The sequence below is a fragment of the Tropicimonas marinistellae genome (genome assembly GCF_001509585.1).
Taxonomy (GTDB): Bacteria; Pseudomonadota; Alphaproteobacteria; order Rhodobacterales; family Rhodobacteraceae; genus Tropicimonas; species Tropicimonas marinistellae.
In genome coordinates this window covers 1-20,352 of the sequence record NZ_LNCI01000012.1, presented here as the reverse complement: position 1 = coordinate 20,352, position 20,352 = coordinate 1, and the positions used below count along the sequence as shown (strand labels likewise).

Genomic DNA, 20,352 nt, shown 5'->3' with positions numbered 1-20,352 from the left:
ATCGAATACGAGACCTCACGAAAGAGGCACTGAGCAGTGAAACATATCCAAATTCCACGTCGCGCCGTCTTGCTCGGAGGGCTTGCCGCCTTTCTGTCAGGCTGCGCAAGCAAGTTCCGCACCTATTCGGGACCTGAGGTGACCCGGTTGCGCATCTACAAGGCGCAGCGCTTGCTGGTTCTCGATGGAGCCGATCGCGTCTTGAAGACCTATCCGATCGGGCTGGGCTTTGCGCCCGAGGGCCACAAGCAGTTCGAGGGGGACGGTCGCACGCCCGAAGGTTCCTACGTGATTGACCGGAGGAACCCCGACAGCCTTTTCCACCTTTCTGTTGGTATTTCATACCCAAATGAGGCCGACATCGCTTTCGCCGAGGCGCAGGGACGCTCGCCCGGCAAGGACATTTTCATCCATGGTGGACCACGGCGCGGGGTCGACCCCACGAATGTTCGAGATTGGACGGCAGGCTGCATCTCCGTCAAGGATCGCGAGATCGAGGAGGTTTACGCCATGGTGAGGGACGGGACACCGATCGACATCTTTGCCTGATAGGTCGGAATGCGAACTGGTGACGATCGTGCAGGCTACCTGAAACGACGGCGCAGGGCCACGTTGAGTGCCTCGATTGCGATCACCATAACGATGACTGCCAGCGTGACGCTCGCCGCCTTGTCGTACTGGAACGAGCGCACGTAGGTCTGGATGTAAAATCCGATTCCGCCCGCGCCAACGATTCCGAGAACCAGCGACTCGCGCAAGTTCAGTTCGAACCGGAAGATCGTGTCGCGGGCGACGACCGGTGCCATTTGCGGCCAGATCGCGTGCCTGAGCCTCGCGAGCGGACCGGCGCCGGCGCTCTCAAGTGCGGAGATGGGCGCTCGGGATACACCGTCGATCGCCTCGGCATAGAACTTCGCAAGCATGCCGGTGGCATGGAAGGCGACCGCGATGATGCCTGGCAAGGGACCGAGACCGACCGCCCCGACCATGAGCATGGCGACCAGGATCAGCGGTATTGCGCGAATGAAGGCGAGCAGCATCCGGATGGGCCGGTAGATCGCCGGTGAGACCATCGTCTCGGACGCAAGAATCCCAAGTGGCACCGACAGGAATACAGCGCCCAAAGATCCCAGGATCGCGATGCGCAGAGTTTCCGCGCCGCCCTTTATGATCTCGTCCACTACAGTCGGATCGGGCGGAAGCATCCGACCTAGAAAGTCGGCGATCCGCGGACCGGCCGAAAGAAGGCGCGACAGTTCGACATCGGTGGTGACGATCGACCACACGACTGCACCTGCAACCAATACTCCGACCGCGAAACTGCCAAGGCCCCGCGAGCGCATCAGTTTACCGCCCGAAGGTCGATGCCTGGAACTGTCACCGTCTCGCGATAGAGGTCCGACGTTGCAGCGTCGCCAAGGTCAGCTACCCCCCCGTCGAAGACGATCCGCCCACCCTTCATTCCGACGATACGATCAGAAAATCGCCTCGCGAGATCAGGTTGATGTGACGAGAACAACACAGTCGCGCCGCGCGCACGCGCGGCCTCGGTCAACAACGCCAGGATCTCTGCAGCGCGCGCCGGGTCGAGGCTGCTCACCGGTTCATCCGCGAGAATCAGGCGCGGTTCCTGCGCCAGACAGCGCGCGATGGCCACTCGCTGGCGTTGCCCTCCGCTAAGGCTGTCGACCCGGCGTTCGGCCAGATCTGCTATCCCACAATCAACGAGCGCGATTCGCGCAGCTTCCAGATCGAGTGATGAGGGAGAGCCAACAAATGCGCGTAGGGATGGCATGCGCCCAAGTCGTCCGTTCAGCACGTTCCGCAGCACGGTGGAGCGCTCGACCAACGCAAACTCCTGAAAGACAAAGCCAGTGTCAGCCCGGCGGGCGCGCGGCGGAGCGTTGTCGGGATCAAGCGGCATGCCCAGGACCGAAACCCGACCGCGCCAGTCGCGGAGCCGCCCGTCGAGCAGCGTCAGAAGGGTCGTTTTGCCAGCTCCGGAAGCGCCAAGAAGCGCGACACTCTCGCCCTGCGAAACGGTGAGCGATACGCGATCCAGCGATGGAAGGTCCGCCCCAGGATGGGCGAAACTCACGTCGCCTATCTGCGCCGCTACGCTCATTCGAGGAGCCCGTACCGCCGGGCCATGTCGCGCACGCCATCGTAGGCGGCAGGATCGGCCTTCACATAGCCGTCGGGTCCGTAGATGTAGCGAAGCATGTCGCGGTTATCCGCCTCGTTAAGCCGCATCATCGCATCGACGAACCGGCGCTGGAGGTCGGCGTCCACGCCCGGACGCGCTATCACCAGGTGGCTTGGGATCGCTTCACTTTCGGCGATCCAGGTCACCGCGGCCTGTTGCTCTGGCGTCAGAAGAAGGTCGGCGTATTGGCTTGCGCCCGCAGCATCGACCAAACCCTCGGCTACCGCTTGCATGGCTTGCTGGTAGCCGCCCGCGAAAAAGACACGGCCGAAGAAGGCCTCTGCTTCGCCGGGCCCGTCGATCAGCCCGGCATTCATGAACTCGGCAAGGGGATAAAGGTAGCCCGATTCCGAGATTGGGTCAGCGAAGGCGATATCCCGGCCTCGCAGGTCGGCAAGCGACTCGACCCCGCTGTCCCGGCGGACGAAGACTCGGCCGGTGTAGCTCGGTGCGTTGCGGTAGACCTCGGACAAAAGCGGCACCGCGCCGATTTCGGCCTCGGCCAGCACGAATGGCAGCGCGCCCATGAAGGAGATGTCAGCATCGCCATTTCGGAGTGCCTCGACGGCAGCGGCATGGTCAATGGTGACGAATCCTTCGACGGGAACGCCAATTTCCCCGGACAACCATCCAGTGATGGCCTCAATGTCGCCGAGGAGTTTCTGCGGGTTCTCCTGCGGGATGAAGGCGAGGCGGAGGCGGCCTTCCTCCGCCGCAAGCCGAGTCGCAAGGGACAACATGCCTGCGGCAGAAATTACCAGCGCTGCCCTGCGGTTCCATTGGATTGGCATCAGAACGCTCTCTCTTCGATTAACCTGGCCTCGTCCTTGAAAGCTGACCAATGGGCCTCGGCGGCCTCCCAGTCCTCGTCGCGGACCGCGACGCCGACTTTCGCCAACCGTTCAGCCAATGCATAAACCTCGGGCCGTCCGGTCAGATTGGACATCGTGCTGGCGTCGGCCGAGAGGTCCGTGGCGACGGTATCCGTCAGGAGGAGGATGTGCTCTGCGTCCCGGCGGGGCAGTAGTGTGTCCAGCGTCGACGCGAAAGTGGTGAGTTCCGAGAACGCGAGGCGGAAGGCCGTGTTCTCGGCATCGAAAGTTTCATAGGGTTCATCGGCCGAACCCACCGCCTCCAGATACGCGGTCAGGTCGGCGCGTTCGGTCTCTGACAGCCCGAGCGACTTGGATTCGTCGAACCAGTCCACGACCGAGGCGAGGGTCGGCAATGAACCATCGTGGAAGTACGGTGCCGTATAGACTGTCCCGAGCAAGGTAGGCGTGTCGAATGCGCCGGCGCGCGCGCCTGCATAGGCCGGTTCGGCCGAGCCTATGTCATGCGCCTGGCGATCAAGGAAGTTTCCGTCCGGTACGTGGCAGCTGGCGCAAGACCGGTCTCCAAGACCCGCGAATGGCCGGTCGAATATCGCTTCGCCGCGCCGGGCGGCCTCGGCGGCTTGACCAGTCAACTTGCCGTCCGCTGTCAGCAGGGTGTTTGGCAGGAAGTCGAATTCGAGCATGTAAGCCAAGAGCGCATCGAGCATGAAAGGAGTGGGTTCGGCACCGCCGAACTCATTGACGATAACGTTTCGCGTGAAGTCCCGAAGGGAGGCAAATCGGCCGTCCCGGCCATATGGTCCGGTGAAGCGCAATCCGCGGAGACTGGGGATGTCGAGTGGGTCGTCGCGCCTGTCATTGAAGACGGGGTTAAAGAAGGCGCCATCCACGTCAATTGCGCCCGGCTGATGGCTGGCGCCGGGGATGAAGAAACGTTGGTTTATGTCCGAGCGGTTGTGGCAGGTCGAGCAGGCGATTCCGAGGTCGCGCGCCGGGCTGCCGAAGATCTGCGCGCTGTCGAACAACATGTCGCCGTAAGCAACAAGCGGAAGGTCAGACTCATCGATTCCCTGTTCTTCAAAATTGAGGACGAGCAGTGGCAGCGGATCCTGATCGAAGATATCGGACCCCGGCGGCAGGCTTGGCGGAACTTCGACGGAACGTCCGGTGAGCACAACGGTCTCCGGCAGTGTGTTCAAAATCTGTCGGGGAGCAAACTCGTCCACCAGATAGTTGGCGGAAAGGTAGTCGGAGATTGCGGTTCGTGCTTCGGCCATCGCTTCGCGGTCGGCAGGCGTGCCCCCCGCACCAAGAACACCGGCAGAGCCCGTCGCACTATTCAACTCCAACCAAGCGAGACCAATCTGCCGCGCAGCTCCGGGATCGGCTGCGGCGATGCCGTCTGCGAAGGCGCGGTAGATCTCGCGCGCAGTCCGCACGGCCTGTTGCGCTGTTGCCGGATCTTCGGCGTCGAGCGCGCGATCAAGCTCTTCCTCGATCCTGAGCGCAACAAGCTGCGTTGCCGCGGCAAAAAGTGCCTGTCGATCCTTGTTCTCTATGGTGTCCAGCAGCGGTCCGGTGTCGACATCGCTGGTATCGCGCAGCCACGCCAGCGCGCCTTCTGAAAACTCCGAATTGCGGTGTGTGTCCGACCACGCCGAGGCGACGTCGTTCCAGGGGAGCGGCTCAAGACTTCCAAGAAACAGCGTCAACCGATAGGCCGCGGCATCCGGGAGCCAGGGTGTTTCCTTTGCAGGAGTCGCATTTGTGGGTCCAAACGACAGGAACGCACCAGCGCACGCCATAAACAGTAGTCCCTGGAGCTCTCGGATCACCATCATTCCTCATCTGAAAAGTTAGCTTGGGCTAAATTTTCTACCCAAAGCAAACAAGTTGTCAATCTTTCCTTCCGGGTGCAATGTCTCGATATGTCGAAGCAGCGATCACATGAACGTGAGTCATTTCAGTCCGCGGAGCGGGCACCCGAAGCGCAGGCGGAAGGATTTGCAGTCGTGCGGCAAGCACACGAAAGCGAGATGGCAGAAGACTATGTGGAGTTGATCGCCGAACTGATCGAGGCACGCGGAGAGGCCCGCCCGATCGAGATTGCAGAGAGGCTAGGTGTGAAGCCTCCAACGGTCACCAAGAACATCTCAAGACTCAAGGCGGCCGGTTTGGTCCGGCGTGAGCGTTACCGCGCGATATTCCTCACGGAAGCAGGGCAGCAGCTGGCAGAGTCCTGTCGTCGTCGACACCGGATCGTGGTGGCATTTCTCCAACTCCTCGGAGTCGATGAAGAGACGGCCGAGCGAGATGCAGAGGGTATCGAGCATCACGTGAGCAAGACGACGTTGGCAGCCTTTGAAAGGGCGCTTGAAAAATGCTGAGCTGCGTCTCGCAAGCCGCAAGCTACCTAGTTGCTGGAATAGCTGGAAAAGACCTCGGTAGATCCATCTTTGCGGATCAGAAAGACGTCATAGGCCTCACGTTCTTCCTCGGGTCCCATACCGGGTGACCCGTATGGCATTCCCGGGACAGCGAGACCGATTGCGTCAGGCCGTTCCTCGAGCAGCCGCTGAACATCGGACGCAGGCACATGACCTTCGATCACGAAACCGTCGACAATTGCGGTGTGGCACGAAATCATTCGTTGAGGGACCCCTTTGTCGAGTTTGAAACGAACAAGGAGGCCCCCAAACATGTCCTCGCCGCTTGGCGCGAAACCGTTCTCTTTGAGGTGATCCATCCAGGAAAGACAGCAACCACAGCCGTTGGTCTTGTACACCTCGATTGGAGTCGACTGTGCGAGCGCCTGCATGGCGGGAAGGGCTGCGAGAACCAGGACAGTTAGTGACAATTTCATCTCGTGTAACCTTTTCGGAAGTGATTGGAGCCAGCCAGATGCCCAGACGCAGGGGAAGAACGCGGGCGCAGGACTAGGAAGCCTCACCTGTCTCCTTCATTGTTCGCTGTATTTTCGGCACCGCGAATTCTCTCGGCTCATGGTAATCTATGGTGCTGACGAAATGACCCTCGGCATCGAACAAGAACACGCTGGAAGTGTGGTTCAGCGTGTAGTCGCCGCCCTCGGTCGGCACCTGCCAATAGCGCGCGCGGAAGCCGTTCGCTGCTTTGGCGATTTCCTCTTCTTCGCCGGTCCAGCCACGGATCCCCGGATGGAAATAGCCGACATATTCCGCCATCGCTTTGACAGTGTCTCGCTCTGGATCGACGGTTATGAACACCACGTTCAATTCCTCGGCCTCTTGTCCAAGGTCGTCCAGCCAACCTGAAATGTCCGATAGCGTGGTCGGGCAGACGTCCGGACAGTGGGTGAAGCCGAAGAAGACCATCGTCGGGCGCCCGACCAATGTCCCCGGCCCAACCTTGTTGTCCTTGTGATCCGTCAGGCTGAAATCCATGGCGGATAGAGGTATGGGCAACTGGCCCGCCGGTTCGGGCGCCCCGGGGCCATCAACCTGCCACCAGCCTACGAAGAGCATGAGTGCTGCGGCACCGATACACGCTGCTCCGTACCCAAGAATTCTTCGTCGCCGCATCAGCCCTCAGGGCCCCGCGCCGCAATTCCAAGGATCGGAACCTCGATCATCACCTCGCTGCCATCCGAGAAAACCAAGTTCAGTAAGAAGCTCTCCCCTTCCGTCATGGGACGCTGCAAGCGCATCAGCATCGCGTGCAACCCACCCGGTTCGAGCGCGACCTCACCACCAGCGGCTATCTTGATCTCCCCCGCAGGTGCCATAGAGCTTACACCTTCCGCGTTCGTCGAAGTCTGGTGAATTTCGGGCATCATCGCCAAATCGGTGCGGAGGCCAGTCAGTATGATCGCCTCATCGCCGGTGTTGCGGATTGTCATGTATGCCGCGCCCGGACGGCTCATTCCGATTGACGCCCGTGACCATGCATCTTCGACGACAACATCTTCTGATCCCGCCAGGACAGGAACAGCGAAGCTAATGGCCATCACAAGTGTCACGAGACTGTTTTTTATCATGTTCTTCATTTCAATTTTCCTGATGTCGCTAAGCATCTAGCCGCCGACCGCTGCGACTTCCGCCGCAACCAATTGCCTGAGTTCAGCCTCGCCGAATGGGTCAAGTGGCTTGCCATTGACGAAGAACGTCGGTGTCTGACGGACGCCCACGGTTTCGACATCCGTCCGGTCCTGATTGAAGATGGCCACGACGTCGGGCGACTTGATCTGCTCCAATGCCAGATCCAGATCGAGACCCGCCCCGGCAGCGATGGCGCCAATCTTCTGAAGATCGGGCGCGCCGTGCGCAGCCCATGCATTCTGATTGATCAACAACGCATTCAGGACCTGTTCGAACTTGTCCTGCATCCGTGCGGCTTCCAGGATCTTAATTGCGGTTTCCGAGGGCAGTCCGTGGAATGGCGTGTAGCGAATTACCAGACGCACCTGTTCCGGGTTTTGTGCCATGATGTCCTTGACGATCGGATGGAAGGCGCGGCAGGCCTCACATGCCGGATCGAAAAACTCGACGATGGTCACGGGCGCGTCCGCGGGACCGAAAGCCGGCGAATAGGGGCGTTCCAAAGCACTCGCTAGTTCCGGAGGGATGGATTCTCCGCCGGTATTGGACGCTTGGCGGGTCACATACCAAGCCGCCCCGCCGAAACCGGCTACGCCGAGGGCGAGGACGGACAGGATCAGGCTGCGTCGGTTCATTTTTGTGTCTCCTTGATCGAAAGGGCCGAGAGCAGGCCGATAAGTGTGAAGGCGGCAAATGCCATCAGCGGAATCGGAATGCCGAGGACCAATTGGTTGTCGTCCGTGCAGGATGGGCCTGTGGCAGTACAGGGCTGGATACGTTCCGGGACGAGCCCGCTGTAAAGTGCCAGGTGCCAGGCTGCCACGGCCGCACCACCGGCAGCCAGTGCGATCCCGTAGCGGCCTACGCGCCAGTCCTGCCACCACAGGCCAAGGCCGAGGATGATCGCCAGCGGGAACATGAAGGCGCGTTGATACCAGCAAAGCAGGCAAGGCGTTTGCCCGAGCACTTCACCGATAAACAAGACGGAAAGAGATGCGAAAAGCGCCGTCAGCCAGGCGACGCCCAACGCCATTTCACCGGTCAATCGTGTCACTGGATCAGATCCTTTCCTTAGGCTCCAGACTCATTGAGTTTCAGAGCCAGAAGATTACGGCGGCAGCGAGCGCGATGGCCGATAGGAACACCTTCGGACACCTGTCGTAACGGGTTGCAACGCGCCGCCAATCCTTCAGACGACCGAACATGATCTCGATGCGGTTGCGGCGCTTGTATCTGCGTTTGTCGTATCGGACAGGTTTGTCACGTGACGTCCTGCCGGGGATGCACGGGCGTATCCCCTTGTCTTTCAAAGCGTCTCGGAACCAGTCGGCATCGTAACCGCGATCAGCAATCATCCAGTCGGCGGCTGGCAAGCTACTCAGGAGCGCCCTTGCGCCCGTGTAGTCACTGACCTGACCGGCTGTCATGAAGAACCGGATGGGGCGACCGGAGGCGTCTGTGACGGCGTGCAACTTGGTGTTCATGCCGCCCTTCGTGCGCCCGATCAGTCGCCCGCGCCCCCCTTTTTCAGCCGCAGGCTGGATGCCGTGCGATGTGCCTTGAGATAGGTTGCGTCGATCATGATCGCCTTGTGATCGGAATGCTCGGCGGCCAGTCCTTCCATGATCCGGGCAAACACGCCCTTTTCGCTCCACCGCTTCCAGCGGTTATAGAGGGTCTTGGGCGGACCGTATTCCCGTGGAGCATCCGACCATCTCAAGCCGTTGCGATTGATGAAGATAATCCCACTCAACACACGCCGATCATCGACACGTGGCTTGCCATGGCTCTTGGGAAAATACGGCTTCAACCGAGCCATCTGCTCGTCATTCAACCAGAACAAGTTGCTCATCACGCCTCCTGAACTTCAGGAGCTTGAATCAGCCCGGCGCGGTGACCGCAACCAAATCAATGGGTCCAGAGCCTAAGATCGGCGAGGATTTCTTCCGCGGTTGTTCCGTAGGCCCAGGAGGTGACAAAATCCGCCTCGGGACCGAACAGGAACAAGTGCGAGGTATGGCTAACCGTGTAGCCATCGGGCGCCGTGGTTTCCTCGAGACGCTCGAAATAGATCGGGAAATGGCCGGCTGTTTCCGCGATCTGTTCTGTCGTACCGGTTAGCCCGATGATGTCTGCGTCGAATAGCGGGACAAACTGTGCCAGCGCGGCAGGCGTATCTCGCTGAGGATCAATCGAAATGAAGATCGGCTGCACTTTGTCTGCCTCTGTGCCCAATCTTTCCATGACAACAGCAACTTCGGACAACGTCGTTGGACAGACATCCGGACAATTCGCGAACCCGAAGAAGATGAGCATCCAACGCCCGGAAAAGTCCTCCTCGGTCTGAACCATGCCCCGATGATCCGTCAGTTTGAAAGCTGCGCGGAAGGCTGGATCTCGAGTAGCTGCGTCCTGATTGGTCCGGGTCCCGGTGATTTGAAAAGCTGCAAAGGCGAGTAGAGCGATGCTTGCCAGCCCCCACAAGATCTTCTGAAAACCCGATAAACGCATGTCCGCCCGCCCGATGTTGATTCTTGGCTTCTTGCGCGTTTACATCCTCTAGCCACTGTAGGTTCAAGCCGTATTACCGACGGCTGAAACAAGATCGCGGTTCTGTGATGCGTAAGGGTTGCGTCGCACTTCTGCTAAATCTACATAGACTAGAGGATTTTGAGGGTTTGCACATGCTCACGATCGGCACGCTCGCAAAGAAGACCGGAACCAAGGTACAGACGATCAGGTACTATGAGCAAATCGGTCTGATGCCCGAACCGGGTCGATCCGCAGGCGGACAACGACGTTATGGTGAAGCCGAACTCGACCGCCTGGCTTTTGTCCGGCACGCCCGGCAACTGGGCTTCCCGCTGGAGGCGATCCGCGAGTTGCTCCAGCTTTCCGATGAGCCAGACCGGCCTTGTCACGAAGCTGATGAAATTGCGAGGCGGCAGCTGAAACAGGTCGAGCAAAGGATGGCCCGCCTTGAAGCTTTGCGCACGGAACTGAAGCGTATGGTAAAGGAATGCGGTGGAGGCAACACCGCGCGTTGCCGCGTTCTCGAAATCCTGAGAGACCATTCCGAATGCCTGACCGAGCACGAAAAAATCGGGTCTTGAGCACCGCGCAATTATTGTCGTTTCCAAAGTTTGCCAGGATGGCCGGCCACCTCGCAGTTTGCGACTGCTTTGACCCTGACGCCTCGCAACCGCAGCTTTGCCAGAGTTCATTTCGCATGCGCGCCAAAGCAGGTCGCAATCAAAACCGCTGGCGGCGCTTTCCTTGCCTGTGATGGCTTCAATTCCGGCCTCACTGTATCGGTTTGGGTCGCGAAGGGTCGGCGACCAGTTCGAAGGACTCTGGTCGGCCCCATCGCTTCATTGGTACTTGGATGCGTTACTCTGGATGTTCCACGCGCTTTTTGAAAACAGCGCTTGAACCTACAGCGACTGTAGCAATTACATAGTCCCTTGAACCATTCAAGGAGATGTTCCTGTGCTGGACAATGACACACTGATTGCTGCCACGCCTCTTCTAGACTTCAATGCAGCCTCGGTTGCCCAGTTGATCGACGAGCGAGGCTGGCGCGATTTACCCGCGCGTGATCGGATCGGTGCGATCTATGTGTTTGTTCGCGACGAGATCGCCTTTGGATACAACCGCGCCGACGATATTCCAGCCTCAGAGGTGTTTGCTGATGGTTTTGGCCAGTGCAACACGAAAGGTACGCTCCTGATGGCGCTCTTGCGGGGCGCAGGCATCCGCTGCCGCATCCACGGGTTCACGATTCACAAGGCCCTCCAGCGCGGTGTCGTTCCGGAACTGGTCTACCCGATTACACCAAAAGAGATCCTCCATTCGTGGGTCGAAGTCGAACTGGACGGGACGTGGATCAACCTCGAGGGGTTTATCCTCGACACGCCGTTCCTACGGGTCTTGCAGACGTCGTTCGCTAGCGACGAAAGTCTCTGTGGCTATGGCGTGGGCACTGAATGCCTGAGCGCTCCGCCGGTTGCCTGGAACGGAAGCGACACGTTCATTCAAACGTCCGGGATCGTGCAGGATTTGGGAAGGTTCGACACGCCCGACATGTTCTATGCTGCACATGATCAGGCGTTTGGTCACATCCGTGGCTGGCTTTATCGCAACCTGATCCGCCACTGGATGAACGCCCGCGTCCGAGCGCTTCGTTCAGGCCGATTGAAACCTCGCAAGTCCATTACACACAAGCACGAGGGGCCTGCAAATGCCGCATGAGCATCACGGCCACAGCCACGCACATCTTGATCCGACAAGTGGAGACCGGCGGGTTGCAGTCGCGATCTGGGCGAACGGCATTCTGACAGTGGCCCAAATCGCAGGCGGCCTTTTTGCTGGTTCTCTCGCACTGATCGCAGATGCGCTTCACAACTTCTCTGACATGGCCGCGCTTGTCATCGCCTTCGCGGCACGCAAGATTGCACGACGTCCGGCGGACAAGCGCATGACCTTTGGCTACGGACGCATCGAGACGGTGGCGGCACTGGTCAACTACACCACGCTTATCGCAATTGGACTTTACCTGATCTATGAGGGCGGCTCGCGCCTCATCAATCCGCCCGAAGTACAGGGTTGGACAGTGGTCATCATTGCGGGTTTGGCTCTTGGGGTGGATGCGCTGACTGCCTTGATGACCTACTCGATGCAAAAAGGCAGCCAGAACATTCGGGCACTGTTCCTGCACAATCTTTCCGACGCGTTGGCGTCGGTTGCGGTCATCATCGGCGGAACACTGATCATTCTCTATGACTTGCGTTGGGTCGATCCAGCGATCACCATTTGCATTGCGCTGTATGTTCTTTACCTGGCATTTGCAGAGATCGGCACACCGATCCGTACGCTGATGTTGGGCAGCCCGCCAGAAATCGATGGAGGCGATGTCGTTGCGCGCCTGCGTTCAAGCTCCGGGGTTGTGGATGTCCACCACGTGCATCTATGGCAAATGGAGGAGAACTCACCCGCCCTTGATGCCCATATTGTTGTCAATAGTGTCGAATGGGATCGTCTTGAGGCGCTGAAGTCCAGGCTGAAAGCTGGTCTGGCAGATGAATTTGGGATCCGCCACTCGACTCTGGAATTCGAGCAATGCGGCGTGTGCGACAAGGCTGCGCCACTGTTTGGACACGACAGCAGGCCTACAAATAGCGAAGTGCATGGAAACTGATGGCCAGAGGGGCGTTGGATCCTTTCCCATCCGCTCCGAGAACAGGCGCCACGTACCCTCGCGCTGCTCGCCGCGTTCTGTGATCTACAGAGAAATTCGCCGTTCTAAACTTCAAGTTGCAGTAACGCTTGGTCTCGAATTTCGTCTGGCGGACTCGCCAAAAGGAGTATGCTTGGATGAACCGGGCGAAGCTGCGCCTATCAAAGGAACCGGAACCGGTTGTTTCGATCGATCAGTAAGTGCTCCCTCACCATCGACGAGAAAATGAAAGCGGCCAGGTCGCACTCAACGGTGCTTCTGGAACAGACCATACTGGAACGACTGGGCGCTGCCCCAAGGGGTAAAATGAACATGAGAGCGAAACGCAACGGGTGCGAAAGCACCCCCGAGAGTGTTGGCGAGGGTCTCCGGATCGTATCGCATGACCGGAAGGCCGCTGCATTTTTTCGGTCCGTTTGTGGCAAAGGAGGCAATGACAGCGTGTCCACCTGGTCGCAGGCCGCGTGAAAGCCGGTCAACATATGCTGCGCGGTCGTCCGCATCGTCGAGGAAGTGGAACGCGGCGCGGTCGTGCCAAATATCGTAGTGCCGTGCCGGCTCCCAGGAAGTGATGTCGGCAACAACCCAGTTGATGCTCTCACCGATGGGCCCAAGTCGCCGCTGCGCGGAGGCCAGCGCAGCGCCGGACAGGTCGAGAACCGTCACGTCCCGCAGGCCGCGTTCCATCAGCCGCGTGCTTAGGCAGGAGGTTCCGCCGCCAACATCGATTACCGACGACTGCGATGTAGCTCCGGCTAAATCAAATAGTTCAAGGGAGACGATAGGATCTTCCTGATGCCAGCTTAGCTCGGTATCCGCTTTCTCGCTGTAGACTTGCTCCCAATGCGTCGTCCGACTGTTTTCCACGGTTCGCTTCCCCGCTTGCTCGCGTTGAACGCTATATATTCAAATGTTGGAATTTAATCAAGGTAGCGGGGCAACTGCACCGATTTCAGCGATCTGTGATGTCCGGCTGAGTAGAGAAGTGCCTGCGTCATCGGCCGCCGACTCAGGGGTCGCCTATCCCAGCGTTACCTTTTGGCTCCCGAAGGCAAGGAGGTGCGGCTGCCGTTTCTTTCGACCCATGCCAACACGCAAAAAGCCGGGCTTCTACGATTCCTCAGGGATCGCACTGCGCCTTCAAAATGGAACGAGCGTTGAGTAGTTCCTCGTGCGCGAGGTCAGTTCCAATTTGTTGCAGACAACCAACGGAAGTCGGCGCAGGGTTCGTATCAGGAATGCGCGACGTTGATGTTTTGGAGGATATCATGACACGCTTCGCCCTTCCGCTTGCAATGACACTGACCATTCTTGGAACCTCTGCCCTGGCTCAACAGTTCACGACGGGCGGCGGTTTCATGGCGCGTTGGGACGCAAACAATGACGGCAAGGTCACCCTGAGCGAGGTCGAAACCCGGCGGTCCTCGCTCTTTTCCACCTACGACACGAATGGCGACGGCGCCTTGTCCGCCGCCGAGTTCGACCGGATCACCCCGCAATCTGTTGGTGGTCGCCAAAGCAGTTCATTGCGCGGGACACGGCAGGTTGTCCGTTCCCAGATCGACACCAATGGGGATGGTTTGGTCACTCGAAACGAATACGTTGCCGGCGCGCAGATCTGGCGTGATCGCATGGATCTCAATGGCGATGGCGTTCTGACATCCGCAGATTTCGGCCGTGCGGGGATGGGTCAGGGTCGGGGAAATGGGCGCGGCAATGGGCAAGGGCGCGGCATGCGCTGGAACAACGGCTGAACCGGGCCACCCCTTTCTGACTGGCGTGCGGGCACTCCAGGTGATGGTATATGAGACAAAGGCAGCGGCTGTCAGGCGGCTGTCAGGTCGACCCCGCGATACTGGCTCCTGTGAAATACGCATACCCCTTGCTGACCCTCCTTCTTGCCGGACCGGGCATTGCCGAGTCCGATCATGACCTTGCCCGCGAAGCGGCCTCCCGCAGCGAGATCCTCCCTCTCGCTGCGGTGATGCAGGATGTGTCGGAGCGGTACTCCGCGACACTGCTCGAGGTCGAACTGGAGCGCGAACACGGGCAGTATGTCTACGAATTCGAACTGATCACGCCGGACGGCCGCATCCTCGAGGTTCTGGTGGACGCCAAGTCCGGCGAGGTTCTTGAGGAAGAGGAGGACTGATCCCATGCGCGCGCTCGTCGTCGAAGATGACGCGAGGATTGCCTCTGACCTCGGAACAGCGCTTCAGAGCGCGGGGTTCCGGGTGGAGAGTTGCGCGGATGGCGAGGAGGCCTGGTTCCTCGGCGACACCGAGGACTATGATCTGGTCGTCCTTGACCTCGGCCTGCCGAAGCTCGACGGCCTGACAGTGCTGAAGCGTTGGCGCGGCAATGGACGCGAAATGCCGGTCCTCGTGCTGACAGCGCGCGGCGCCTGGACGGAACGCGTTGAAGGAATCGACGCAGGCGCGGACGACTACCTGCCCAAACCCTTTCGCATGGAGGAACTGGTTTCACGCTCTCGAGCGCTGGTGCGGCGTTCAGCGGGGCGTGGCTCCGCCATGCAGCAGGCAGGTGATCTCGTTGTCGACACGAACCGGATGTCCGTTTCCCTGCGCGGGGTTCCGATGTCAGTCACGGCTCTCGAGTACCGGCTCCTCGCCTACCTGATGCTACACCGGGACAGGATCATCGCTCCGGGCGAATTGCTTGAGCATCTCTATGGCGATGAGGATGCTCGCGAAGCCAATGCGCTCGAGGCTGTCGTCACGCGTCTGCGGCGGAAACTCGGCCCCGGGATCCTCGGCACACGGCGTGGCTTCGGCTATTACCTCGAGCCGTCGGAGCCGGAAGGGTGAGGTCCTACTCGCTTCGCCGGCGGCTTCTCGCAACCGGAGCGGTGGCGGTCGTGGTCGCACTGGCGATTGCAGCCGTCGGGATATCTCTGCTGTTCTCGGCCCATGTCGAACGCCGCGCGCTGGCGGAACTCTCGGTGCAACTCGACCAGGTTCTCTCCGGGGTCGAACGCGATTCCGACGGGAAGATATTCCTCTCCAACCAGCCGGCTGATCCGCGCTTCAACCGTCCCCTCGGGGGTCTTTATTGGCAGATTGCCGTGGAGGGACGGCTTCTCCGGTCTCGCTCGCTCTGGGATCACGAAATTCCGCTGCCTGTCGATGAACTCGCCGATGGCGGTGAGCATGTCCACATGCTCGAAGGGCCTGCAGAGCAGTCGATCCTGACGGTCGAACGCAGCGTGGTGCTGCCTGCGAGACTGGGCGAGACACCTATGCGCGCCGCGGTCGCTGTCGACCGGGCGGATCTTCAGGCTGCCAGCCACGAGTTTGCTTCGGATCTGTTGCCCTATCTGGTTGTCCTGGCGGCGGTGCTGATTCTAGCGATGGCGGTTCAGGTGGCGATCGGGCTGCGCCCGCTTGCTCGTGTCGAGACGCAGGTCGCCAATATCCGGTCCGGTTCCTCGAAGCGCCTTGGCGAGGGTTTTCCAACTGAAGTGATCCCCCTGGCCAAAGAAGTGGATGCTCTCCTCGCGGAACGGGAAGACGAGGTTGCCCGTGCCGGGATGCGCGCCGCCGATCTGGCACACGGCTTCAAGACACCGCTTCAGGCGATGCTTGGCGAGGCCGGACGGCTGCGCGACGACGGGCAGGTGAAACATGCGGAGGCCATCGAGGAAACCGTCGAGACGATGAGGGGTCATGTAGACAGGGAACTGACGCGCGCCCGGGCATCCCTGCATCGTGAGTCCGCTCGCTGCCGAGTCGCTGGGGTTGCCAGCTCCGTGATCAGGGTGCTGAACAGAACCTCACCCGGTAACGCGCTTTCCTGGGAGTTGGATGTTTTGCCCACTCTCGAGGTTCGTGCTGAAGCCGGGGAACTGACCGAGATACTGGGGGCACTCGCGGAAAATGCCGCCCGTCATGCGAAGTCGCGAATTAGAATAAGCGCCCGCGAAACCGGCCAGATTGTGGAGATCCGGATTGACGATGACGGCCCCGGCATTCCGCCCGAACGATTGGCAGAGATGACGCGCCGGGGCGCCCGGGCTGACGAGACCTCGACCGGTAGCGGGTTTGGGCTGGCCATCGCCTCTGAGCTTGTGGAAGCGCTCGGCGGCAAGCTGGAACTTCGCCCCGGCAACCCGGGCTTGTCAGTTCAGATGGCCCTTCCGAAAGTGTGAACGCCGTGTCGATTGTGGGTTCCGGTTGGCAACCTCAAAGAGCTCTGAAGTCGCTTGAGTTCTCCAGCTACGACCGAAGTTGGTCGAGCATCGGGCAATTTGTCGATCCTTCGGCACAGTTGGCAGTCAACTCCTCAAGAGCTGACGCAAGTTCCTGCAACTCAGCTATCTTGGAATGAACCTCGGCCAGTTGCGACAAACCAAAAGCCCGGACTTCACCACAATCGTCCGTTTCTCCAGAGGACAACGATAGTAGTTTGCGAGTGATCGGAAGCGGGAACCCCAGATCGCGGCATCTCCGGATGAACCGCAACTCCGCGATATCGGCCTTGGTGTATACCCTCCGACCGGAAGCTGTCCTTCCAGCCTTCGAAATGACACCCTCCCGCTCATAGTAGCGGATCGTTTCAACTGGCACTCCGCTCTGTCGTGATGCTTCGCCAATCGCGTGCATGTGATGAACTTTCGCTTGAACCTGTAGTTACTACAGGATGCATGTTCTGCCTTATGATGTCGAACACAGATCATATTGCCGAAGCCACTGATCGAGGTCCCAGCCGCTTGTTTGTCGGTTCGGCCGGCGTTCTTGCGCTGCTTTCCGCGTCCTGCTGTTTCTTGCCGATCGGGCTCTCCATCATCGGGCTGGGCGGTGCGTGGCTGACGATGCTTGGTCCGTTTGTCGCCTACCGGACCGAGATACTCGTCGTCGTTGGGCCGATACTGGCCTGGGGCTGGGTACGTCTGTGGCGTCGGTGGTCCTGCGCTCGGAGGCGGCGCTCGACACTTGTGGTGCTTGGGTTCGCGACCGTGTCATTCCTGTTGGCGGCGTCCTCGCCCCTTTGGGAAGAAGAGGCGGCTCGAACGATGTTTTCCCTGTTACGGAGTAGCCGAACGTGAATACCCAGATCGTTGAGTTGAAGAGCACGATCACCTGCCCGAAATGCGGCAAACCCGAAATCGAGACCATGCCGACCGACAGTTGCCAATGGTTCTACGAGTGCAAGTCATGCGGCGAGGTGCTGAAACCGCTGCCCGGGGATTGCTGCGTCTTCTGTTCTTACGGAACCGTGCCCTGTCCGCCGATCCAGAAGGGCGACAGTTGCTGCGGTTGAAACGCTTCCCTGAGGCCGAACTTCAGGAAACAGGTTCTCCGAAAATCGATCCACCGACTAAGCCGCCACGACAGCCAAACTGACACCTCGCTGACAGCCTTGATCAGGCCGGTGTCAGTGCACCTGTGAGACTTTGCCTTCAGTCGCCTGTTTTGGGCGTTGGAGGCAGAGAATGACCGACGCGACATCCACGCAGTTTGCCCCACAAGGGAAACAGGTCCTCGTCTGGGATATCTGGGTCCGCCTGTTTCACTGGTCACTCGTCGTCAGCATCTCGACCGCCGCCGTGACCGGGTTTGTTCTGGGTGCGCCCTGGATCAAGCTGCACATCGTCTCGGGTTTGCTCGCGATGGCGTTGGTTGCGGCCCGCATCGTCTGGGGCTTCCTTGGGCCGACCCATGCCCGGTTCCGGGACTTCCTGCGCCCGCCTGCCGCGATCCTGTCCCATCTGACGGGAGGGGATACTGGCCGCCACCTCGGTCACAACCCGGCCGGTGGCCTGATGATGCTTGGACTGATGGCGGTCGTGGGGTTACTTGCCATCACTGGGCTGACCGGGCTCGGAGGAGTCTTAAGAACAGGACCGCTCCTCTCGCTGCCCTACGGGATCGGCGAGGCCGGTCTGGAGCTCCACGAAGTTCTCGCGGCTCTGCTCCTCGTCATGATCCTTGCCCATGTCGCGGCCGCGATCTTCGAAAGTCGGCGCAGCCGGGAGAACCTCGTCCGGTCCATGGTGACCGGCACCAAGGAGCGCCGCCCGGGGGATCATCGCGGAAGAAAAGTCATTTCCCACCCCCGCATAGCGCTGACCGTTATTGCCCTTCTGGCCGGTCTGACGGTTCAGGTCTGGCAGCGGGACACTGGGGTGCCGGAGAGAGCGCCGGTAGCCGTGCTCGACGAGATTTTTGCCGAAGAATGCACCGCCTGCCACCTCGCCTATCACCCCAGCCTGCTGTCAGGGGCGGAGTGGCAGGTGATCATGGCCAATCTCGATGATCACTTCATTGAGGACGCGCGCCTCGATGACGAGACCAATGCCCGGATCACCGAATGGCTGATCGCCCATGACGCTTCGACCGCACAGACCCGACCAGCCCACCTGTTTGCGAACGAGCGGGAGAGCCCGACCGGCTCTATCGCCGAGACCCAAGCGTGGTCCGATCTGCACGAGAGCCTGGCGGAGGAGACCTTCCAGCATGCGCCGGTCTATTCGAAATCGAACTGTTCGGCCTGCCATGCCGATGCCGAAACCGGATGGTTCAGCCCCTTCCAGATCAAAATCCCCAAGGAGACCTCAAAATGAAATACCTGTTGGTTTTGCCATTTGCGTTGCTGGCCTCTCCGGCCGTCGCGCAGTCGACATCGCCCGCCGATCTTCTGGCCCAATACTCAGCCGAGGCCGGGGCCGAGGCATCCGCCGAACGCGGGAAGGAATTGTTCATGGCCAACCACACCGGCGGCAAGCCCGACACGCCTTCTTGCACGACCTGCCACACGGCTGACCCGAAAGCCGCCGGGCAGGCGCGGACCGGCAAGCCGATCGAACCGCTGGCGCCCTCGGCCAATCCGGAGCGCTTCACCGACCTCAAGTTCGTCGAAAAATGGTTCGGCCGGAACTGCAACTCCGTGCTCGGTCGTGACTGCACTGCCGCCGAGAAGGCCGATGTCCTCGCCTGGCTCGCCAGCCTCTGACCCACAAGGAAACCGAACATGAACTTCACGCCACTTCTCGCCATCGCCGCCTTCGCGCTTTCCGGAGCCGCTCTTGCGGACGAGATGGAATACATGCCGCCCGTGACCCACGCCGCCACGCAGGAGGAATGCAGCGCCTGCCATATGGCCTATCCGGCCGGTTTCCTGCCGCCGCAATCCTGGGCGGTGATGATGACAACGCTCGAGGACCATTTCGGCGAGAACGCCACACTGGACGAGGCAACCCGCGCCGATATCGAGGCCTATCTGGTGGCCAATGCCGGTCGAGACCGCTCGAAAGCGGGTGCTGCACCGCTTCGTATCTCCGAACTCCCGTGGTTCCGAAAAGAACACGAAGAGGAGGTCTCGAAGCGCCAGTTCGAAGAGGCGAAATCCTGGGCAAATTGCAATGCCTGCCACAAGCAGGCCGAGCGGGGAATCTTCGAGGACGATTGACCGCAGTCTGTGCCGGGCGGCGGGCAACATGAACCGTCGCCCCGGCGAATTGCGGGCCCGTCCGTCAGCGACCTGTCAGGTGGGCGGGCATATCTCGCAATAACAAACAGGAATAACTGAGGCGCCATAGGTGGACATCGACTGGGGCACCCATCGCCGGGAAGAACACGGCCTTGGGCAAATTCAGGAATCTTTGAAACAGATCGTCTACGGCGGCAATGACGGGATCGTCACGACATTCGCCATCGTCGCGGGATTTGCAGGCGCCTCGGCCGATGGCGCGGCGCAGATCGGGGCTCTTGCGGTTCTCGTGTTCGGCCTGGCCAATCTCTTTGCGGACGCTGTCTCGATGGGGCTGGGCGAGTTCCTCTCAACCCGGTCGCAGCGCGATCTCTACATTTCCCACCGCAGGATCGAACTGGAAGAGTTGAATGCCAACCCGGAACGCGAGCGATGCGAGATCGTACAGATGTTGGTCGAACGTGGTCTCGAATCCGTTCCGGCTGACCGGATGTCGCGCGAGTTAATAAAGTGCCCGGAACTCGTCGCCGACATGATGATGAGCTACGA

Annotated in this window: 27 protein-coding genes; 14 read left to right on the top strand and 13 right to left on the bottom strand. The window is 60.1% G+C overall.

Translation table 11 applies throughout. The features are described from left to right. Positions 1-36 precede the first annotated feature (36 nt). A complete protein-coding gene (locus ARC39_RS21415) occupies positions 37-549 on the top strand; it encodes a L,D-transpeptidase family protein (RefSeq protein WP_068117687.1) in 513 nt (170 codons plus the stop codon). A gap of 35 nt (positions 550-584) precedes the next feature. Here ARC39_RS21415 and phnE read toward each other — a convergent pair whose 3' ends face one another. From phnE to ARC39_RS21395, 4 genes are read right to left on the bottom strand one after another with little or no spacing between them, the layout of a single operon-like run. Continuing rightward, a complete protein-coding gene (gene phnE, locus ARC39_RS21410) occupies positions 585-1,343 on the bottom strand; it encodes a phosphonate ABC transporter, permease protein PhnE (protein WP_068117684.1) in 759 nt (252 codons plus the stop codon). Continuing rightward, positions 1,343-2,125, bottom strand: a complete 783-nt coding sequence (locus ARC39_RS21405) for a phosphonate ABC transporter ATP-binding protein (RefSeq protein WP_068117680.1) — start codon at positions 2,123-2,125, stop codon at positions 1,343-1,345. The genes phnE and ARC39_RS21405 overlap by 1 nt, the downstream gene beginning before the upstream one ends. Further along, positions 2,122-2,997: a phosphate/phosphite/phosphonate ABC transporter substrate-binding protein gene (locus ARC39_RS21400; RefSeq protein WP_068117677.1), complete on the bottom strand. Its 876-nt coding sequence runs from the start codon at positions 2,995-2,997 to the stop codon at positions 2,122-2,124. Before ARC39_RS21400 ends, ARC39_RS21405 begins: the two co-directional genes overlap by 4 nt. Then, on the bottom strand, positions 2,997-4,754 hold the full coding sequence (locus ARC39_RS21395; protein WP_236545336.1) for a cytochrome c peroxidase: 1,758 nt from the start codon (positions 4,752-4,754) through the stop codon (positions 2,997-2,999). The genes ARC39_RS21400 and ARC39_RS21395 overlap by 1 nt, the downstream gene beginning before the upstream one ends. A gap of 216 nt (positions 4,755-4,970) precedes the next feature. On the opposite strand from ARC39_RS21395, the gene mntR reads away from it, so the two are divergent. Next, on the top strand, positions 4,971-5,429 hold the full coding sequence (mntR, locus tag ARC39_RS21390) for a manganese-binding transcriptional regulator MntR (RefSeq protein ID WP_068117672.1): 459 nt from the start codon (positions 4,971-4,973) through the stop codon (positions 5,427-5,429). A 26-nt stretch (positions 5,430-5,455) separates the two neighbouring features. Here mntR and ARC39_RS21385 read toward each other — a convergent pair whose 3' ends face one another. The 7 genes from ARC39_RS21385 to ARC39_RS21350 form a co-directional block, all read right to left on the bottom strand. Then, positions 5,456-5,905, bottom strand: a complete 450-nt coding sequence (locus ARC39_RS21385) for a DUF411 domain-containing protein (protein ID WP_068117668.1) — start codon at positions 5,903-5,905, stop codon at positions 5,456-5,458. 73 nt (positions 5,906-5,978) lie between these two features. Continuing rightward, a complete protein-coding gene (locus ARC39_RS21380) occupies positions 5,979-6,602 on the bottom strand; it encodes an SCO family protein (RefSeq protein ID WP_068117665.1) in 624 nt (207 codons plus the stop codon). Continuing rightward, positions 6,602-7,066: a copper chaperone PCu(A)C gene (locus tag ARC39_RS21375; protein ID WP_068117663.1), complete on the bottom strand. Its 465-nt coding sequence runs from the start codon at positions 7,064-7,066 to the stop codon at positions 6,602-6,604. Before ARC39_RS21375 ends, ARC39_RS21380 begins: the two co-directional genes overlap by 1 nt. Before the next feature lie 27 nt (positions 7,067-7,093). After that, positions 7,094-7,753: a DsbA family protein gene (locus ARC39_RS21370; protein WP_068117661.1), complete on the bottom strand. Its 660-nt coding sequence runs from the start codon at positions 7,751-7,753 to the stop codon at positions 7,094-7,096. Then, the gene (locus ARC39_RS21365; RefSeq protein ID WP_068117658.1) at positions 7,750-8,172 is read right to left on the bottom strand and encodes a disulfide bond formation protein B; all 423 of its coding nucleotides are present in this window, start codon (positions 8,170-8,172) and stop codon (positions 7,750-7,752) included. Before ARC39_RS21365 ends, ARC39_RS21370 begins: the two co-directional genes overlap by 4 nt. 40 nt (positions 8,173-8,212) lie before the next feature. Then, positions 8,213-8,970, bottom strand: a protein-coding gene (locus ARC39_RS25435; protein WP_149866508.1) for an IS5 family transposase whose coding sequence is annotated in 2 segments (ribosomal slippage) — positions 8,213-8,649 and positions 8,649-8,970 — 759 coding nt in all. Because the reading frame shifts where the segments join, the coding sequence is not laid out codon by codon here. Between the two features lie 56 nt (positions 8,971-9,026). Beyond that, positions 9,027-9,629, bottom strand: coding sequence for an SCO family protein (locus ARC39_RS21350; protein ID WP_068117650.1), 603 nt, complete (start codon positions 9,627-9,629; stop codon positions 9,027-9,029). Between the two features lie 173 nt (positions 9,630-9,802). On the opposite strand from ARC39_RS21350, the gene ARC39_RS25430 reads away from it, so the two are divergent. The 3 genes from ARC39_RS25430 to ARC39_RS21335 all read left to right on the top strand — a co-directional run bounded on the left by ARC39_RS25430 (position 9,803) and on the right by ARC39_RS21335 (position 12,315). After that, a complete protein-coding gene (locus tag ARC39_RS25430) occupies positions 9,803-10,231 on the top strand; it encodes a MerR family transcriptional regulator (RefSeq protein WP_078059404.1) in 429 nt (142 codons plus the stop codon). A 376-nt stretch (positions 10,232-10,607) separates the two neighbouring features. Further along, positions 10,608-11,369 carry a transglutaminase-like domain-containing protein gene (locus ARC39_RS21340; RefSeq protein ID WP_149866507.1) on the top strand — a complete coding sequence of 254 codons (762 nt, stop codon included), beginning with the start codon at positions 10,608-10,610 and terminating at the stop codon, positions 11,367-11,369. Beyond that, on the top strand, positions 11,359-12,315 hold the full coding sequence (locus ARC39_RS21335) for a cation diffusion facilitator family transporter (RefSeq protein WP_068117644.1): 957 nt from the start codon (positions 11,359-11,361) through the stop codon (positions 12,313-12,315). Before ARC39_RS21340 ends, ARC39_RS21335 begins: the two co-directional genes overlap by 11 nt. Before the next feature lie 285 nt (positions 12,316-12,600). On the opposite strand, the gene ARC39_RS21330 is transcribed toward ARC39_RS21335, so the two are convergent. Next, positions 12,601-13,221: a class I SAM-dependent methyltransferase gene (locus ARC39_RS21330; protein WP_068117640.1), complete on the bottom strand. Its 621-nt coding sequence runs from the start codon at positions 13,219-13,221 to the stop codon at positions 12,601-12,603. 401 nt (positions 13,222-13,622) lie between these two features. Here ARC39_RS21330 and ARC39_RS21325 point away from each other — a divergent pair, with 401 nt between their 5' ends. From ARC39_RS21325 to ARC39_RS21310, 4 genes are read left to right on the top strand one after another with little or no spacing between them, the layout of a single operon-like run. Continuing rightward, positions 13,623-14,108 carry an EF-hand domain-containing protein gene (locus tag ARC39_RS21325; RefSeq protein WP_161471002.1) on the top strand — a complete coding sequence of 162 codons (486 nt, stop codon included), beginning with the start codon at positions 13,623-13,625 and terminating at the stop codon, positions 14,106-14,108. A 50-nt stretch (positions 14,109-14,158) separates the two neighbouring features. Beyond that, complete coding sequence (locus tag ARC39_RS21320) at positions 14,159-14,506, top strand: PepSY domain-containing protein (protein ID WP_078059402.1); 348 nt, start codon at positions 14,159-14,161, stop codon at positions 14,504-14,506. 4 nt (positions 14,507-14,510) lie between these two features. Continuing rightward, a complete protein-coding gene (locus tag ARC39_RS21315) occupies positions 14,511-15,182 on the top strand; it encodes a response regulator transcription factor (RefSeq protein WP_068117633.1) in 672 nt (223 codons plus the stop codon). Then, entirely contained in the window at positions 15,179-16,522 is a 1,344-nt protein-coding gene (locus ARC39_RS21310; RefSeq protein WP_068117630.1) for a sensor histidine kinase, read from the top strand. Before ARC39_RS21315 ends, ARC39_RS21310 begins: the two co-directional genes overlap by 4 nt. A 67-nt stretch (positions 16,523-16,589) precedes the next feature. Here ARC39_RS21310 and ARC39_RS25425 read toward each other — a convergent pair whose 3' ends face one another. Continuing rightward, entirely contained in the window at positions 16,590-16,976 is a 387-nt protein-coding gene (locus ARC39_RS25425; protein WP_078059401.1) for a MerR family transcriptional regulator, read from the bottom strand. 439 nt (positions 16,977-17,415) lie between these two features. On the opposite strand from ARC39_RS25425, the gene ARC39_RS21300 reads away from it, so the two are divergent. The 5 genes from ARC39_RS21300 to ARC39_RS21280 form a co-directional block, all read left to right on the top strand. Next, entirely contained in the window at positions 17,416-17,634 is a 219-nt protein-coding gene (locus ARC39_RS21300) for a GDCCVxC domain-containing (seleno)protein (RefSeq protein WP_068117623.1), read from the top strand. 172 nt (positions 17,635-17,806) lie between these two features. After that, on the top strand, positions 17,807-18,937 hold the full coding sequence (locus ARC39_RS21295; protein ID WP_068117620.1) for a cytochrome b/b6 domain-containing protein: 1,131 nt from the start codon (positions 17,807-17,809) through the stop codon (positions 18,935-18,937). Further along, positions 18,934-19,326 (top strand): DUF1924 domain-containing protein, encoded by a 393-nt coding sequence (locus ARC39_RS21290; RefSeq protein ID WP_068117617.1) that lies wholly within the window; start codon positions 18,934-18,936, stop codon positions 19,324-19,326. The genes ARC39_RS21295 and ARC39_RS21290 overlap by 4 nt, the downstream gene beginning before the upstream one ends. Positions 19,327-19,344: 18 nt before the next feature. Beyond that, positions 19,345-19,782, top strand: a complete 438-nt coding sequence (locus tag ARC39_RS21285; RefSeq protein ID WP_068117614.1) for a diheme cytochrome c — start codon at positions 19,345-19,347, stop codon at positions 19,780-19,782. 130 nt (positions 19,783-19,912) lie between these two features. Continuing rightward, the coding region (locus tag ARC39_RS21280; protein ID WP_236545334.1) for a VIT1/CCC1 transporter family protein at positions 19,913-20,352 on the top strand (440 nt) is incomplete at its 3' end.